Annotated in this window: 22 protein-coding genes; all 22 read right to left on the reverse strand. The window is 67.5% G+C overall.

Going from position 1 to position 12,355, the window contains the following annotated elements; all coding sequences use genetic code 11:
- The coding region (locus EJK15_RS50645) for a hypothetical protein (protein WP_138717636.1) at window positions 1-451 on the reverse strand (451 nt) is incomplete at its 3' end.
- The gene (locus tag EJK15_RS50650; protein ID WP_138717637.1) at window positions 448-984 is read right to left on the reverse strand and encodes a hypothetical protein; all 537 of its coding nucleotides are present in this window, start codon (window positions 982-984) and stop codon (window positions 448-450) included. The genes EJK15_RS50645 and EJK15_RS50650, both read right to left, overlap by 4 nt.
- The gene (locus tag EJK15_RS50655) at window positions 981-1,541 is read right to left on the reverse strand and encodes a 3'-5' exoribonuclease (RefSeq protein ID WP_138717638.1); all 561 of its coding nucleotides are present in this window, start codon (window positions 1,539-1,541) and stop codon (window positions 981-983) included. The genes EJK15_RS50650 and EJK15_RS50655 overlap by 4 nt, the downstream gene beginning before the upstream one ends.
- A 232-nt stretch (window positions 1,542-1,773) precedes the next feature.
- Entirely contained in the window at window positions 1,774-2,889 is a 1,116-nt protein-coding gene (gene dnaN / locus EJK15_RS50660) for a DNA polymerase III subunit beta (protein WP_240777731.1), read from the reverse strand.
- A complete protein-coding gene (locus EJK15_RS75400) occupies window positions 2,886-3,254 on the reverse strand; it encodes a hypothetical protein (RefSeq protein ID WP_240777732.1) in 369 nt (122 codons plus the stop codon). Before EJK15_RS75400 ends, dnaN begins: the two co-directional genes overlap by 4 nt.
- Window positions 3,251-3,454: an excisionase family DNA-binding protein gene (locus EJK15_RS50665; protein ID WP_138717640.1), complete on the reverse strand. Its 204-nt coding sequence runs from the start codon at window positions 3,452-3,454 to the stop codon at window positions 3,251-3,253. Before EJK15_RS50665 ends, EJK15_RS75400 begins: the two co-directional genes overlap by 4 nt.
- A gap of 53 nt (window positions 3,455-3,507) precedes the next feature.
- Window positions 3,508-4,191, reverse strand: a complete 684-nt coding sequence (locus EJK15_RS50670) for a hypothetical protein (protein WP_138717641.1) — start codon at window positions 4,189-4,191, stop codon at window positions 3,508-3,510.
- A gap of 30 nt (window positions 4,192-4,221) precedes the next feature.
- Window positions 4,222-4,524, reverse strand: coding sequence for a hypothetical protein (locus EJK15_RS50675; RefSeq protein ID WP_138717642.1), 303 nt, complete (start codon window positions 4,522-4,524; stop codon window positions 4,222-4,224).
- A 22-nt stretch (window positions 4,525-4,546) separates the two neighbouring features.
- Window positions 4,547-5,341 carry a hypothetical protein gene (locus tag EJK15_RS50680; RefSeq protein WP_138717643.1) on the reverse strand — a complete coding sequence of 265 codons (795 nt, stop codon included), beginning with the start codon at window positions 5,339-5,341 and terminating at the stop codon, window positions 4,547-4,549.
- A gap of 619 nt (window positions 5,342-5,960) precedes the next feature.
- Window positions 5,961-6,773 (reverse strand): hypothetical protein, encoded by an 813-nt coding sequence (locus EJK15_RS50685; protein WP_138717644.1) that lies wholly within the window; start codon window positions 6,771-6,773, stop codon window positions 5,961-5,963.
- The gene (locus EJK15_RS50690; protein ID WP_138717645.1) at window positions 6,770-7,210 is read right to left on the reverse strand and encodes a hypothetical protein; all 441 of its coding nucleotides are present in this window, start codon (window positions 7,208-7,210) and stop codon (window positions 6,770-6,772) included. Before EJK15_RS50690 ends, EJK15_RS50685 begins: the two co-directional genes overlap by 4 nt.
- Before the next feature lie 26 nt (window positions 7,211-7,236).
- A complete protein-coding gene (locus EJK15_RS50695) occupies window positions 7,237-7,737 on the reverse strand; it encodes a hypothetical protein (protein ID WP_138717646.1) in 501 nt (166 codons plus the stop codon).
- Window positions 7,738-7,802: 65 nt separating this feature from the next.
- Window positions 7,803-8,042 carry a hypothetical protein gene (locus EJK15_RS50700; RefSeq protein ID WP_138717647.1) on the reverse strand — a complete coding sequence of 80 codons (240 nt, stop codon included), beginning with the start codon at window positions 8,040-8,042 and terminating at the stop codon, window positions 7,803-7,805.
- The gene (locus EJK15_RS50705; RefSeq protein WP_138717648.1) at window positions 8,039-8,401 is read right to left on the reverse strand and encodes a hypothetical protein; all 363 of its coding nucleotides are present in this window, start codon (window positions 8,399-8,401) and stop codon (window positions 8,039-8,041) included. Before EJK15_RS50705 ends, EJK15_RS50700 begins: the two co-directional genes overlap by 4 nt.
- A complete protein-coding gene (locus EJK15_RS50710; protein ID WP_138717649.1) occupies window positions 8,401-8,790 on the reverse strand; it encodes a DUF6197 family protein in 390 nt (129 codons plus the stop codon). Before EJK15_RS50710 ends, EJK15_RS50705 begins: the two co-directional genes overlap by 1 nt.
- The gene (locus EJK15_RS50715; RefSeq protein ID WP_138717650.1) at window positions 8,790-9,083 is read right to left on the reverse strand and encodes a hypothetical protein; all 294 of its coding nucleotides are present in this window, start codon (window positions 9,081-9,083) and stop codon (window positions 8,790-8,792) included. Before EJK15_RS50715 ends, EJK15_RS50710 begins: the two co-directional genes overlap by 1 nt.
- Window positions 9,080-9,271: a hypothetical protein gene (locus tag EJK15_RS50720; RefSeq protein WP_138717651.1), complete on the reverse strand. Its 192-nt coding sequence runs from the start codon at window positions 9,269-9,271 to the stop codon at window positions 9,080-9,082. Before EJK15_RS50720 ends, EJK15_RS50715 begins: the two co-directional genes overlap by 4 nt.
- Before the next feature lie 19 nt (window positions 9,272-9,290).
- Complete coding sequence (locus tag EJK15_RS50725; protein WP_138717652.1) at window positions 9,291-9,569, reverse strand: hypothetical protein; 279 nt, start codon at window positions 9,567-9,569, stop codon at window positions 9,291-9,293.
- Window positions 9,566-9,943, reverse strand: a complete 378-nt coding sequence (locus EJK15_RS50730) for a hypothetical protein (protein ID WP_138717653.1) — start codon at window positions 9,941-9,943, stop codon at window positions 9,566-9,568. Before EJK15_RS50730 ends, EJK15_RS50725 begins: the two co-directional genes overlap by 4 nt.
- A gap of 18 nt (window positions 9,944-9,961) precedes the next feature.
- A complete protein-coding gene (locus EJK15_RS50735) occupies window positions 9,962-10,762 on the reverse strand; it encodes an exonuclease domain-containing protein (RefSeq protein WP_171075006.1) in 801 nt (266 codons plus the stop codon).
- A complete protein-coding gene (locus EJK15_RS73475; RefSeq protein WP_206061618.1) occupies window positions 10,759-11,229 on the reverse strand; it encodes a hypothetical protein in 471 nt (156 codons plus the stop codon). Before EJK15_RS73475 ends, EJK15_RS50735 begins: the two co-directional genes overlap by 4 nt.
- The gene (locus EJK15_RS50745; RefSeq protein ID WP_138717655.1) at window positions 11,226-12,344 is read right to left on the reverse strand and encodes a recombination directionality factor; all 1,119 of its coding nucleotides are present in this window, start codon (window positions 12,342-12,344) and stop codon (window positions 11,226-11,228) included. The genes EJK15_RS73475 and EJK15_RS50745 overlap by 4 nt, the downstream gene beginning before the upstream one ends.
- Between the last annotated feature and the right edge of the window lie 11 nt (window positions 12,345-12,355).

Here is a 12,355-nt window from a genome sequence, read left to right on the forward strand (position 1 = left end):
GATGGGTATAAGAGACCGGTTGCGGGGCGGGGCCGAAGTGTTGCGGCATCGAGTTGACGAGGTCGATCACTTCGGGTTCGCGGGTGCGCAGGAGTCCGGCGAGGGGTTCGAGGTCGAGCGGCCCCGTCAGGCGCAGCAGTCCGCCGGAGGCGCTGATGTGGCCGCCTTGGTGGACGTACAGGGCGAGCAGGTTGATGGTGTCCCACTGGCCTCTCTCCCACGGCTGCGGCCCTTCCTGGGCTGCTGCGCTGACGGCGGCCTGCATGGGTGTGCGGAGTTGTCTGATGGTGGTGGTGGCGTTGGCGAGGCCGCGGCCTATCGCCCTGTTGGGCATGTACCTGGTTTCGCCGGTCTCTGGGTTGGTGATTTTCCAGCGGTCGCCGAGGTCTTGGCAGATCAGTCCGGCGCGGCGGGCCTGCTTGATCAGCTTGTTGACGTCTTTGACGCTCACGCTGGCCTCCGCCACACCTTGATCCCGGCGTGCTCGGCGAACGCGGCTGCCCCGGCGGAGCCGGTGGAGCCGTCGCGCAGGTGCGCGAGCATGCCGACCCGGCCGCCGCGCCCGAGGGCGAGTCCGATCATGAAGCCGTTGCGGTACGGGCCGGCGGCTTTCTCCAGTTCGGGGATGCGCCAGGGCGCCGGGAAGTATTCGGCGGTCACATCAGCCGAGGTGGCCGCGAACTCGTGGGCGTGCCGGTCGCCGCCGCGCGGCTGGTCGGTCTCGGTGTTGTAGCCGATGAGCAGGTGGAACGAGGCTTCCCGGGTCTGGATGGCGGTCAGGTCGTGGTGGACTCGTTGCCGGTCGGCTTCGCGGCTGCCGGTGTAGACGATGGTGAGCCGGTCGTGGCCGGACCAGTAGTCCATCTCGGCGGCGAAGTTCGCCATGACGTGCGTGGCGAGGTCGGGGTTGATCGGGTAGTCGCCGAGGATGCGTTCGAGGATGGCTTCGAGCTGCTGCTTCTGCTCGGTCGTCAGGGTGCTCATCCGCGCGTCTTGCCCTTGCGGTCGAGTTCCTGGAGGTATCGCCCGACTTGCCGATTCCATTGGGCGTCGGCGAGCGCGTGGTGCGAGGTGGTCGTCTGCCTCGGCAGTTGGGGCTCGCCGAGTCGGACATGGTCTTGCTTCAGGTCGCAGGTGAACATGGGGATGCCCTTGGGGAGCTTGATCATGGGCCCCCAGAGCTGGGCGAGCGCCACATGGTCGTAGGCCGCGTACCAGGCGCACAGCTCGGGATGCGGGATGTCCAGAATGAACTGCCGAACCTCGTTGGCGATGACCCAGCGCGGTTTGACGGCGGCGTGGCCAAGATCGATGGTGAACGTGGAACCGCTGCCGAAGGGCAGCTTTCGCACCTCACCCGCCAAGGGGAGGTACGGAACGACGTTGTCGCACAGCCACCTGTGGTGGGCGATCTCGTCCCAGGGCGCGTCGCTGGCGACGGCGTAGTATTCCGGGCCGTCATCGGACACCAGGCCTATAGAGATCAGCTCGATCTCCCGGCCTGTGTCGAGGAACTCGGTGTCGTAGTAGATGCGCGTCACTGTGTGGTCCTTCCGTAGATGCGTCGGGGTCCGTTGTGGCCTACGTGCCAGTAGTCGCCGCACTGGTAGGCGCGGACGTTCTGGCCTTGGAAAAGGAAGCGGGCGGCCCTGCGCGCGATGCGGCGGCTAACGTAGCGGCGTTTGCCGCAGGTGTCGCAGGCGCCGACGTGCCACTCGGAGGGGAAGCGAGTCGTCACCGGCGCTACGCCGCCGTTCGACCACCTCTTGCCGGTCACGAGAGTGTCCGCAGGGCCATGACGAGGTAGCGGAACGTGGACTCCTCGCCGTCGCCGACTGTGTCGAGCAGCAGTGCGGGCTTGGCCGGTTTCGTCATGCCCATGCGGGCGGTCGGAGTGGCGATGGTGTTGAGGCCGTCGAGCAGGTAGTTCGGTTGAAACGCGATGGAGATGTCGTCGCCTTCGAGTTTGGCGTCGACGAATTCGCTGGCCTTGCCGGTGTCGCCGTCGCCTGCGGAGACCATGACTCCCATCGCCGTGAAGGCCAGGTGGACGGGGCCGCTCCTGTAGGCGACGAGGGCGACCCGCTTGATCGCGGCGACGAGCGGCTTGATCGTGAGGGTCGCCCAGGTCGTGTAGTCGTCGGCTTTGACGCGTGCGCGGTAGTCGATGAACTGGTCGTCGAGCAGCCGCAGAGTGACGGTGCGTTCGTCGTTGCTGATGGCGAGCACGCCCTTAGCGGGGTCGCGGCCGAGCGTCAGGAGGCAGGCGGGGAACGTCTTGAGTACGCCGAGCAGTTCCCGAGCAGGAGCGTTGACGCCAGCATTGATGCTTACTTCAGCAGGCTGCCACGTGAATTGGCGCATGGCGATGCGGTAGCGGTCGGTGGCGGCAGTCGTCATCGTGTCGCCGTCGAGGTCGAGCCGGGCGGCTTGCAGCATCGGCAAGGTATCGTCCTTGCTTGCGGATGGCGCGACCTGGGCGACGGCTGCTTTGAACACGGCGGCTTCGACGGCGCCGATCGCTGGGGGCGTCTCGGGCAGGGCGGGGTAGTCGGCGGCGGGCATGAGCAGCAGAGTGAATTCCGCTTTGTCGCAGGTCAGGGTGACGTCGGCGTCGCTGGCTGCCAGCTCGACATCCTTGCCGGGCAGTTTAGCGACGATCTCGGCCAGCAACCGGCCCGGCACGAGGATGGTGCCGGGTTCCGCGACTTGCGCGGTGATGGTGGCGGTGGCCGATTGCTCGTAGTCGAACGCGGACACGGTGAGCTTGTTGTCGTCCGCACCGAGCAGGAGCCCGGTCAGCACGGGCACGGCGGGCCGCTTGGGGATGGCGCGGGCCGCCCACGTGATGGTCTCGGCGAGGGTCTTGGTCGGGATGGTGAGCTTCACAGAAGCGCTCCTTGTCCTGGGGCCCGGGTGGGGACGGCAGATCGTGGTTTGGGCGGGATGAGTTGCACGCTGGGGGTGCACTGGTGCTCGTCCTGCCACCGTTTGGCGTCCTCTTCGGTGAAGGGGCGCGGCTCGTCGTCGTCTTCGTCGGCGTATTCGCCGCAGGTTTCGCAGTAGGCGTCCCATTCGGGGTAGCCGTACCGCTTCAGGCATGATCGGCAGACGTCGCCGTTGCGCGGACCAAGCCAGCCAGCCCCCTCTTGCGGCTCGCTTCCCCAGCGCAGCAGGTCCTCGCAGTCCGGGTAGAGGTGCCCGAGATGTCCAGCCGGATACCACGGCCTGATCCAGTCGATGACCGCCGTCACGCGGCGCTCCCGGTGACTGCTCCGGCCTGCTCGTCGTAGGCGTCGGCGACGGCCTGGGCGATGCGCCAGGACCGGCCGATGCGGGTGGCGGGCAGATGGCCGTTGGCGATGGCGCGGTAGACGGTCATCGTGGACAGGCGGTAGCGGACGGCGAATTCGCGGACGGTGAGGTAGGTGGGACTGTCTTCAGCGCGGGCCATCGATGTCCTCCGGAGAGTCGGTGCCGGTCGCGAAATGCCGTGAGCGGGCATGCTTAGTTGTCCTCGTCGAGGAGGTCGAACCACGGGTCGAGCGGGTGAGTTTCGCCCTCGCCGTTTTTCGGGCTGTTGACGCGGATCGGCATGATGAGCGCGATGAATGTGTCGCCGAAGGTGACGATCACGGCTTTATGCGGTCCGCGCAGGTGCATCATCATGGGGGTGCCCTGCTGGAGATCCTGGGCGGCCTCCAGGCGGGCGAGATAGACGGGGTTGATCACGATACGACCGGTCGGCTGGTCGGCCGGGTGCAAATGCCTGCCGAAGAGGGCCCGCCAGTCGGCAGAGAGCGGGTACTGCGGGCTGCCGGGGATGTTGTGGACAAAGTCGGCGCCGGAGATGTAGAGCCGGTGGTCGTCGATGAGCAGCGTCACCTGGCCGTACTGCGGCAGCGTGTCGCCGAGGCGGCGGATGTCGTCGCCGTCTATCGAAAACTGGGTTCTGTATTCGGCGGTCGTGGTGGTCAGGGGGTGGCGGACGACGGCGAAGGTGTATCGGTCGGTGCCGTACAGGCGGAGCTCGCCGTCGCGGATTTCGACGTGCAGCCGGGTGAAGGCGGGCACCTCCGGGTCGTCCTCGTCGTCGACCGCGAGGTGCGGCGCGATGGCGCCGAAGAGGTTGCGTAGCGTCCACGCGCTGGTATGGAGCACGCCGGCGGATTGGGCGATGACAGTGGTCATGAGCGGTCCTTTTGCAGGGCGAACAGCGGGTTAGCGGGCATCGAGGACACCAGCCTGTGCTGCGGTGCCGGTGGGCCCGGTCTCCCCGGTGATGGGGGCTGTGTTCGTGCAGGCGGTGTGAACGGCGACCGCTCCCCCGTTCGTCCAGCCGCGTTCTTTCTGGCTCGCGGGCGCGATGCCGACCGCGACGAGGGCGACAGGCTGACCGTCCACGGCGAGGGCGAGGTCGCAGACGGGGCACGGTTCGCCGTACAGCCAGTGGCCGGGGCCGGGATGGCAGTCGTCGCTGATGATGTGCGGCCGGAACGTGGCGGGCACGCGGACAGGGATCATTCGGTCTTCCCCAGCTTGTCGCTCATGAGGCGATCTCTTTCGGTCGGGCTTGGGCGCGGTGGCTGGCGCGGGCTTTGTCGAGGTAGCCGCGTGTGATGCCGAGTTGTTGCGCGGCCTCGTCGAGGCTGATGCCTTGGCTTTGCAGCCAGTCGGACTCTTCGGCCAGGTGGCGCAGCTGGGAGGTCCGTGCGGGTCCGTCGATATCCGGCTCGGCTTCGGGATCGTCGATGGTGTCCTCGTCCCACGCGAGCGGAGGGGCCCAGCCGTAGCGGGCGGCGCGGGCCCTAGCTCGGCGTGCGGTGACGGTGTCGGGCGGTACGGTCATCGACAGGTCGTCGTAGACGCGGCGGATCGCGCCGGCGAGCCTGGCTGAGATGTGGCGTTGGGTGTTGATCCTGGTGGTGTTGGTGGTGTACCCGGCGATGTCCTGGAGTCGTTGGAGGATTTCCTTGCCGCTCCACCCGATCGCGGTGAGCGCCTGGTAGCGGCGTCGGCTGCCGGTGGCGTCGAGGAGCGCCCATCCTGCGCGGGGCTGGACAGCGAAGAGGCGCTCGGCGGTGGGCCGGTTGACGTCGCGGTAGGTGCCGTCGATGATCCGTCCCAGGTTGCGCCGGTACATTCGCGCGTCTTCGGCGATGTCGCTGACGCTCATGCCTGCTTCGCAGAGTTGTGCGATGTGGGCGCGCACCTTGTCGCCGTCCACTTTGAGGCTGCGTCCGAGCCGGTGGATTTTCCGGGTTCGGGTGGCGTCCCGGCGGCAGGGGGTGCAGCGGCAGCCGTCGCCGTAGGTGGTGTAGTTGCCGTGCGCTTGCGCCATCTCGTGCTCCTCCCTTCCTGCTCGATGGGGGTGTGGCCGGGGTCAGCTCCGCGGCCTGGCCTGGCTCGTCGTCTTGTTGTCGGTCAGGCCCGGTGGGGAGTGGCTAGTCGGCTGGTCTGGTAGGGGCTCGTGGTGGGAAGTCGGGTCGGTTCCGGGCTTGACATGGCTGGGTCTCGGGAAGTCGGTTTGGTCAGGGCAAGGGCTGGTGCGTTTTGGGTTGTGCGGGCGAGGCGGGCTCTGGGCTTGGCTGGTCGAACTGGAGCGTGTGAGGCCTTGGCGCGCGGTGGCTAGTCGATCCGGGACGGTCCGGCTGGGCGGGTTTCCGATCCGGAAAGGCTTGTCGGTGGGGATGGACGTCGAGAAGGGATCGGGGAGTCGTGCCGAGTCGGTGTGGGACGCCATGGGGCTGGACAGGGCTTGTCGCTCCGGGACGGGAAGCAATCGAAAGTGGATCGAGCAGAGAAGTCGGCATGGCGTGGCAGGTGCTCGGCGCGGTATGGCGAGCAGGCAGGCAAGTCGAGGTGGCCCGGGATTGTTGTTGCGGCGGCAGGGCATGTCGGTGTGGGGGGCTAGCCGTATCTGGTCCACGGCGTCGCGGGGTGGTCATGCCGGTTGTCTCTCACGCGCGGTCGAACGCCAGCAGCTCGAAGCGGCCGTCCGAGCGGCCCCGGTCGGCGCCGATGCCGATCTGCTCCCCCGCCTGCCAGATGCGGCCCCACGCCTCCATTGGCAGGAAGTCGTCGCGCACCCTGAGGGTGAATTCCAGGGTGGGCTGTTCGACGACTTCGACGCGGGCGATGGAGGAGCGCGGTCCCATCGGAGTCATGACGTGCTTGATGCGTTCCTCGACGAGCACGCGGGTGCCGAGGTCGGTGGGGTCGAACACGCCGAGGCCGATGTAGAACTCCTCGATGAAGGCGCGTTCCTCCAGCGTGGACTGGGCGCCCTTTTTGAACCCGTTGGGCAGTGGCCGTCCGGTGTCGCTGGGCCGCTCGGCCCGGTTGCGGCTGGTGGTGGCGTCGTCCTTGGCAGTTTTCCCCGCCGGCTTACCTGGCCAGTCGAGCCCCGGATAGGCGCTGTTGGTCCACTCCTTGAGTGCGGCCTTCATGCATCGTCCTTCGTACGCCAACTCCGCAGTGCGGAAGATCCTTTTGAAGCCGTTGATGCTGGGCGCGGCGTCGGTCTTCATGAGCTCGTTGGCCAGCTCGTCCGGTGCGGGCTGCCTGTCGGGGAATCGTTCGGCGAGGGTCTTGTCCACCATGTCTTGGAGGTCGCGGTCGCCCAGGTCCATGCGGCTCTTGAGCCAGCCCTTGATGACGGACTCGGACGACGGGACGCCGCCTACGATCTTGTCGAGGATTCGGAGCTGCACCCGGTAGGTGGCGAACTGGTCGTCCACTCCGTGCCCGGCGAAGATGTCGAGAGCGCTCATGATGCCGCCACCTGGCCTTGGAGGACGGGCTTGGCGAGCTGAGTGACGTTGCCGGAGGTGAGGGATTCGTAGGCGGCCCTGTACTTGTCGCGCTCCGCCTTCAGCTCATCGGCGCGGTTCTCCGCCTCCGTGATACGGGCGCGGGCGACGCCCACGACCTGTTCGGCGCTGGCGGTGCCGTCCAGGTCGGCGCGGGTCTGGCGAAGCCTCTGGCGGGCCTGGCCGTAGCGGGTGACGGCGTTCTGCACGTCCACGGCGGTCCCGATCGCGCGGTAGAGGTTGAACATCTCCCTGGGGGTTTTGCCTTCGAGGCTTTGGCCGGTGACGGCTTCGATGTCGTCGCGCAGCTCCTGGTCCTGCTGGATCATGGCGACGACGAGATCGAATTCCTCTGGTGGGACTGCTTGCTGGGGCTTGCTGTTTTGCTTGCGTGACATGGAGTGGTCTCCATTCGGGTGGGGGTTCAGGCCGCTGCGGGAAGCGTGTCCGGCCACGCGACGGAGCCGAGCGCGGCCCGGTGACTCTCGGGCATCCGGACGATGGGGTGGCCGAGCTGGTCGCGGCCCAGCGCCATGAGCACGATCGCGTCGCACACGTTGTCGTCGCCGCCGGTCTCGAAGTCGGGGAATCGGCGGGCTACCGCGTCGATGACCGCACCCTTCCCGGCGCCGCCCTTTCCAGTGGCGTATTTGGCGCGGACGGTGGGCGGGACGACGGCGACAGGCAGGTTCATCACGGTGAAGTGGTGGTACAGGTCCCACCAGAGGCCAGCCCTGTCGAACGCGGACGGGTCGTTGGACCGGTAGGAGGGCCCTTCTATGACGATGAGGTCGACAGCGAGACGGCTGTAGGCGCGGCGTTCGCCGCGCACGACTTCCAACGCTTCGGCAAGTACTCGATGCAGACGGTCGTAGCGCTGCCGGTAGGTCATCAACGCCTTGCCGGCCTCTCCGATGGTCTTCATCCAGCCATCCGAGCAGGCAATGGCTGTGGCGGTAAGAGATGGGTCGATGCCCAGGACGCGGGGTATCACGGGTTCTTCTCGATTCGGTCGAGCTCGGAAAGGCCGTTGGACTCGATGAAGGCGTCCCAATCGGGATCAGGTTGTGCGCGCCGTGCGAGCTGGGCCGCCTGCTCGGCGGCCTTGCGGGCGCGTGCTTTGCGCCGCTCGATCTCGTGCCGGTACCAGATGAGCACGACCATCCCGGCTGTGACGCCAGCGGAGATCCCGCCGATCACAGCCAGGATGTTCCCCAGCACGTCGATCAACGCAGCCCTGCCGCCTCGTCGAGCTTGGCGCGTAGCCGAGTCTTCTCCTCCGTGACCTTGATGAGGTCGTGCTCCACGCTCTCCAGGCGCGAGGCAAGCTGCTCATTGGTCTCGATGAGCCGTTGCATGTCCTCGTTGGCGGACTGATACCAGCCGTGCAGGGTGGCGTACTGCTGCCGTCCCACGCGCCCGCCCTCCAGCGCACCGACGACGAAGGAGACGCTGGCCACCACGACCAGGGAGATAATGAATGCGACGAAGACCCAGGCGGTGGCGTTGATGAACAGCAGCGCCATGAACGCGATCACGCCGGCTGCCGCTGCGAGCGCCTTCTGCCATGGCTGGATGTTGAGGTTCATCAGGTGCTCCTCTGTAGCGCTGCCAGTACCTCGTCGAGGGTGCGGCCCTGCTGGTCGTTCCAGTCCTCCAGCCATTCGCGGCCGTTGTCTCCGTGGTCGTTGGGCGAGGTCCAACCGAGTTCGGTCGCGACCTCATCGAGGGCGTCATGCACGAGGTTGAGGCGGCGGCACCCGTCTTCGTTGGGGTGGTGTGTGTCGCACCGCGTGTAGCCCCAGTTCACTGGGGGCAGCCCGGCGGCTCTGGCGACGGCTTCAGTCACGCAGAGGGGCTGCTGGTTCAGCGGCTTGTCCTCGTGGCGAGATACCTGGGAACCCTGGTGCCAGCCTTGCCGGACGATGAGGTCGGCGGCTGCCTCACGGATCGCGGTGGTGGTGTGCAGGGTGTCCATCAGCGGTCACCGCCCCACTGGGCGGCCTGCCGCTGTTCGACGTCGCTCCGGGACCACGGCGTGGATGTCGTGTTGACCTGGTAGCGGATGGGCCGGTTGCGGTCGTCGCGTTCCTCGCAGGTGTAGACGGTCGCGCCGTCCGGGTGGTCGGTCCGCATTTCGACGGTCAGCCACTCGCCCGTCTGCGGGTTCCAGACCTGCCAGCCGGGCTGGATCTTCTCGGCGTCGCGGTGACGGCCGGGGCCGGTCGGCGGAGTGTGCAGCGTCGCGGGCATGTCGATGGTGGCGGTCATCGGTCGTTCGCCTTCCGGTTGCGGTGGCGACGGACGACGAGGGCGGTCACGCCCAAGACAGCGAGCGCGATCCAGATGATGGCGATCTCCGGCTGCTGGCGGTCCGCGCTGTCCCAGGCCAGCAGGCCGGGCATGACGACGAGAGCCCACCAGCTGATGAGCTGGTCGAGAAGCCGGTCGATGTTCATGGGTTTCCTTCGGGTGGAGTCAGGCAACGTCAGCGTTTCCGCTTGCCTTACATCGTTCGGAGGCGGCTTGGTCGAGGAGGAGAAAGTCGATGGTTTCGGCCTCCAACGCCACGCCCTGGCCGAGCAGTTCGACCTTCAGATCCGCCACGCTGGGCAGCGCGCCCGGCTCGGTGCCGACCTGCCACAAGGTGGTCTCGCCGAACATGGTGGAGGCGTGGCCGGTGAAGCTGCCCATCTCGTGGTTCCAGGCGACGGTGACGATGGCGGGGACGTGGGCGCGGAAGGCGTGGAGGGTCACGACACTGCCACCGCCTCGGAGGTGAGGCTGGGCAGCGACGGTGAGCTGATGTTCTTGGCGTGGCGGCAGAACTCACCGGCCAGTTCGTAGCGGCCCTCGGTCAGCCGGTGGATCAGGCCGTACTGGGGGTCGTAGTCCATGGGGTTGCCGCACAGGCAGTTCGCGATGGAAGTCGTTGCCTGCTCTGCGGGTGGCAGGTTGGCGAGGAGCTTCTTCTTCTTGTCGGTGTCGTCGCGCAGGACGCCGATGACGACGTCGAGCGCCGCAGCCTCCTCCATCAGTTGGTCGCGGCTGATTGTGAGTCTGTCGATCTCGGCCTCGTCGCGCGTGATGATGCCTTCGAGGTAGGTGACGGACTGCTGGGTGAGGGACATGGTGGTCCTTGTCTGTGTTCAGGCGGCTATGGAGGTCGGGATGAGGGGCCAGTCGGCCGACACGTCGTCGTACGGCTTGTTCTGGCGCTTGAGGTGGTTACGGAAGCTGTCGGCCTGCTTCTTCTTGGCCTTGATCTGGAGGTTGTGCAGGTCGTCGAGGGTCAGGCCGTTGAGGCCCGCGAGGCGTTCGGCGTCGGGGCGTTTGAGCCCGTACACGCTCGTCAGCCATTCGACGGGCCGGGCGGCGAGTTGCGCGATGCGCCAGGCGACGCGTGCGGCGGCGAGTACGTCTTCGTGGGCGTCGTGGGCGCCGCCGATGGTGACGCCGTATCGCTGGCAGAGGGCGGTCAGGTTGCGCTTGCCCTTGCGGTACGGGTCCACGTGCTTGTCGAGCACGTAGACGTCGATGACGGGGCGGATCGCGAGGTAGCCGCCGAGCCGGGAGGACAGGGTTTCGACGCCGTGGCGTGTGCATTCGCGGTCGAGAAGGCTGATGTCGTAGGGCACGTTCATGCCGACGATCGCGCGTCCACTCAGGAGTGCGTTTTCGAGGTGGCCGGCCAGCAGGTCGAGGACGACGGCGGGCTCCTCTCCCTCGGCCTGCGCCTTCTCGTCGGTGATGCCGTGGATGTCGGACCCTTCGCTTGGGATGGGTACGCCGGGGTTGATAAGCCGATACCAGGAGGTGGGCTTGCTGCCGGGGGTGATGCCGACGAGGGCGGCGGTGACGATCCGGGCGCTCTCGACGTCCACTCCGGTGGATTCGGTGTCGAAGCCGATCCACGGGTGTTGCGCCCATCCGGCGAGCTGAACAGTCAACGTTCGCACCCCCGCTCGCAGCCGTCCTCGCAGGGCTCCCCCGCCACCATCCGGTTCACCTCAGGCTCGTCCGGCCAGGCCAGGCCGAAGCCGTCCGCGAATGCCTTGACGATCGGAGCGCCGTACTGGCAGTAGGGCTGGGCCTTCATCGCGGCCACCACGTCGTCACGCCCGAGCAGCCAGGCGTATTCGCCGAGCTTGTCCACCGACCGCTCGGCCGACAGGCCCCGGTGATGACGGATCTTGCCGAGCGCGAAGTCGTAGTACTCTTTCGCGTCCTGCCCGGTCTTCGCGGCCGTGGGCGGTTCCCATGTGTCGTCGGTGGCGTCTCCCACGAGGAACGCGCGGGCGTGCTCGAAGTCGAGCGCCATGACGAGGACTTCGCGCCGGAATCCGAAGAAGTCGTCCTGCTCGATCTCGCGGATGCGGGCGACAATCTGGTCCTGGGTAGGGGTCGCTACGTTCACGCGGCATCCCCGAGCGGCGCGACCTTGCCCGCCTTCACCATGGCCAGGAACGACGCGTACAGCGTGGCGTCGGCCTCGAAGTGCGGCGCGCCCATCGCCCCGGCGAACGCGGCCTCCAGCTCGGGGACCGTGCCACTCCACGCCTTGATGATCTGCATCCACAGCAGGTCTTCGTCGTCGTCGGCCACCGGCTCGGCGTCCACGATCTCGACATCCGTCTCCTGATCGGGCGCGCTCGTGGTCGCGCCCACAGCCTCGGCGGCGGGCTGCGTCGCGTTCCGCTTGGCCGCGACCACGAGCTGGTCGAACTCGGCGCGCTGCTCGCGGGCGAACGTGACGCCCTTCGCTTTGCCCTCCTCCCAGATCGCCTTCAGTTCGGCGGTCGTGTCGGCCAGGCGCGCCGCGACCATGAGGTCATCGGCGGACGGCCTGCCGGGAGCCTCAATGGCCGCGGGCCGCCGCCCACCGATGGCGACAGGTGTCGCGGTGGGCAGCGCACCGGTCCGGGACGCCTCCGCGAGCTGGCCCGCCGTGTAGTTGGTCGGGTCGAGGTTCGGCACCCACCACTCGAAGGTTTTGCCTTCCTTCAGCTTGGTCCGGTACGACAGCGTCAGGTCCGCTTCCACGTACCGGCCGAGGCTGGCCAGGAATTCGACCATGTCCGGGAGTTCCGCTGCGGCGTCCCAGCTTTTGGGCTCGATACGCCACGTGCCCATGCCGGGCAGGTCGCTCAGGATGAGGTTGACGCGGGTGTGCGGTTTGCAGACGATGGTGCCTGCCGCCCGGCACAGGCAGGGACGGCTGGCCTTCTGTTCGACCTCGCCGTTGCAGCGGCGGACCGCTCCCCCGCCCGACCACAGCTCCATCCATTCGGTGGAGGCGTTCGGGGGCACCGTGATGGGGACGCGGTCGGTCTGGGTGATGACCTCCCACTGCTTCTCCCACGGCTGGACGGTGCCGCCGTACAGTGCGGCGATCTGCTCGATGCGGTTCCGGTCGCCGGAGGTGAACCGGAATGTCGCCAGCTTCTCCGGCCTGGTGCTGGTCCCCGACTTCGTCGGCACCCGGCGGCCGAGCCGGATGCGCCCGACTTCGGCGAGGCGGCGCTGGATCATGGACGGGAGGA

Origin of the sequence: Nonomuraea basaltis (genome assembly GCF_005893125.1) — a bacterium.
GTDB classification, from domain to species: domain Bacteria; phylum Actinomycetota; class Actinomycetes; order Streptosporangiales; family Streptosporangiaceae; genus Nonomuraea; species Nonomuraea basaltis.

What these genes read in the sequence shown, in the direction of transcription:
- EJK15_RS50685 (WP_138717644.1), bottom strand. Translation starts at nt 6,773, where the DNA reads ATGAGCGCTCTCGACATCTTCGCCGGGCACGGAGTGGACGACCAGTTC.
- EJK15_RS50715 (WP_138717650.1), bottom strand. Translation starts at nt 9,083, where the DNA reads ATGACCGCCACCATCGACATGCCCGCGACGCTGCACACTCCGCCGACC.
- EJK15_RS50705 (WP_138717648.1), bottom strand. Translation starts at nt 8,401, where the DNA reads ATGAACCTCAACATCCAGCCATGGCAGAAGGCGCTCGCAGCGGCAGCC.
- EJK15_RS50720 (WP_138717651.1), bottom strand. Translation starts at nt 9,271, where the DNA reads ATGAACATCGACCGGCTTCTCGACCAGCTCATCAGCTGGTGGGCTCTC.
- EJK15_RS50665 (WP_138717640.1), bottom strand. Translation starts at nt 3,454, where the DNA reads ATGGCCCGCGCTGAAGACAGTCCCACCTACCTCACCGTCCGCGAATTC.
- EJK15_RS50710 (WP_138717649.1), bottom strand. Translation starts at nt 8,790, where the DNA reads ATGGACACCCTGCACACCACCACCGCGATCCGTGAGGCAGCCGCCGAC.
- EJK15_RS50650 (WP_138717637.1), bottom strand. Translation starts at nt 984, where the DNA reads ATGAGCACCCTGACGACCGAGCAGAAGCAGCAGCTCGAAGCCATCCTC.
- EJK15_RS50680 (WP_138717643.1), bottom strand. Translation starts at nt 5,341, where the DNA reads ATGGCGCAAGCGCACGGCAACTACACCACCTACGGCGACGGCTGCCGC.
- EJK15_RS50690 (WP_138717645.1), bottom strand. Translation starts at nt 7,210, where the DNA reads ATGTCACGCAAGCAAAACAGCAAGCCCCAGCAAGCAGTCCCACCAGAG.
- EJK15_RS50675 (WP_138717642.1), bottom strand. Translation starts at nt 4,524, where the DNA reads ATGATCCCTGTCCGCGTGCCCGCCACGTTCCGGCCGCACATCATCAGC.
- EJK15_RS50695 (WP_138717646.1), bottom strand. Translation starts at nt 7,737, where the DNA reads ATGAAGACCATCGGAGAGGCCGGCAAGGCGTTGATGACCTACCGGCAG.
- EJK15_RS50745 (WP_138717655.1), bottom strand. Translation starts at nt 12,344, where the DNA reads ATGATCCAGCGCCGCCTCGCCGAAGTCGGGCGCATCCGGCTCGGCCGC.
- EJK15_RS50670 (WP_138717641.1), bottom strand. Translation starts at nt 4,191, where the DNA reads ATGACCACTGTCATCGCCCAATCCGCCGGCGTGCTCCATACCAGCGCG.
- EJK15_RS50730 (WP_138717653.1), bottom strand. Translation starts at nt 9,943, where the DNA reads ATGTCCCTCACCCAGCAGTCCGTCACCTACCTCGAAGGCATCATCACG.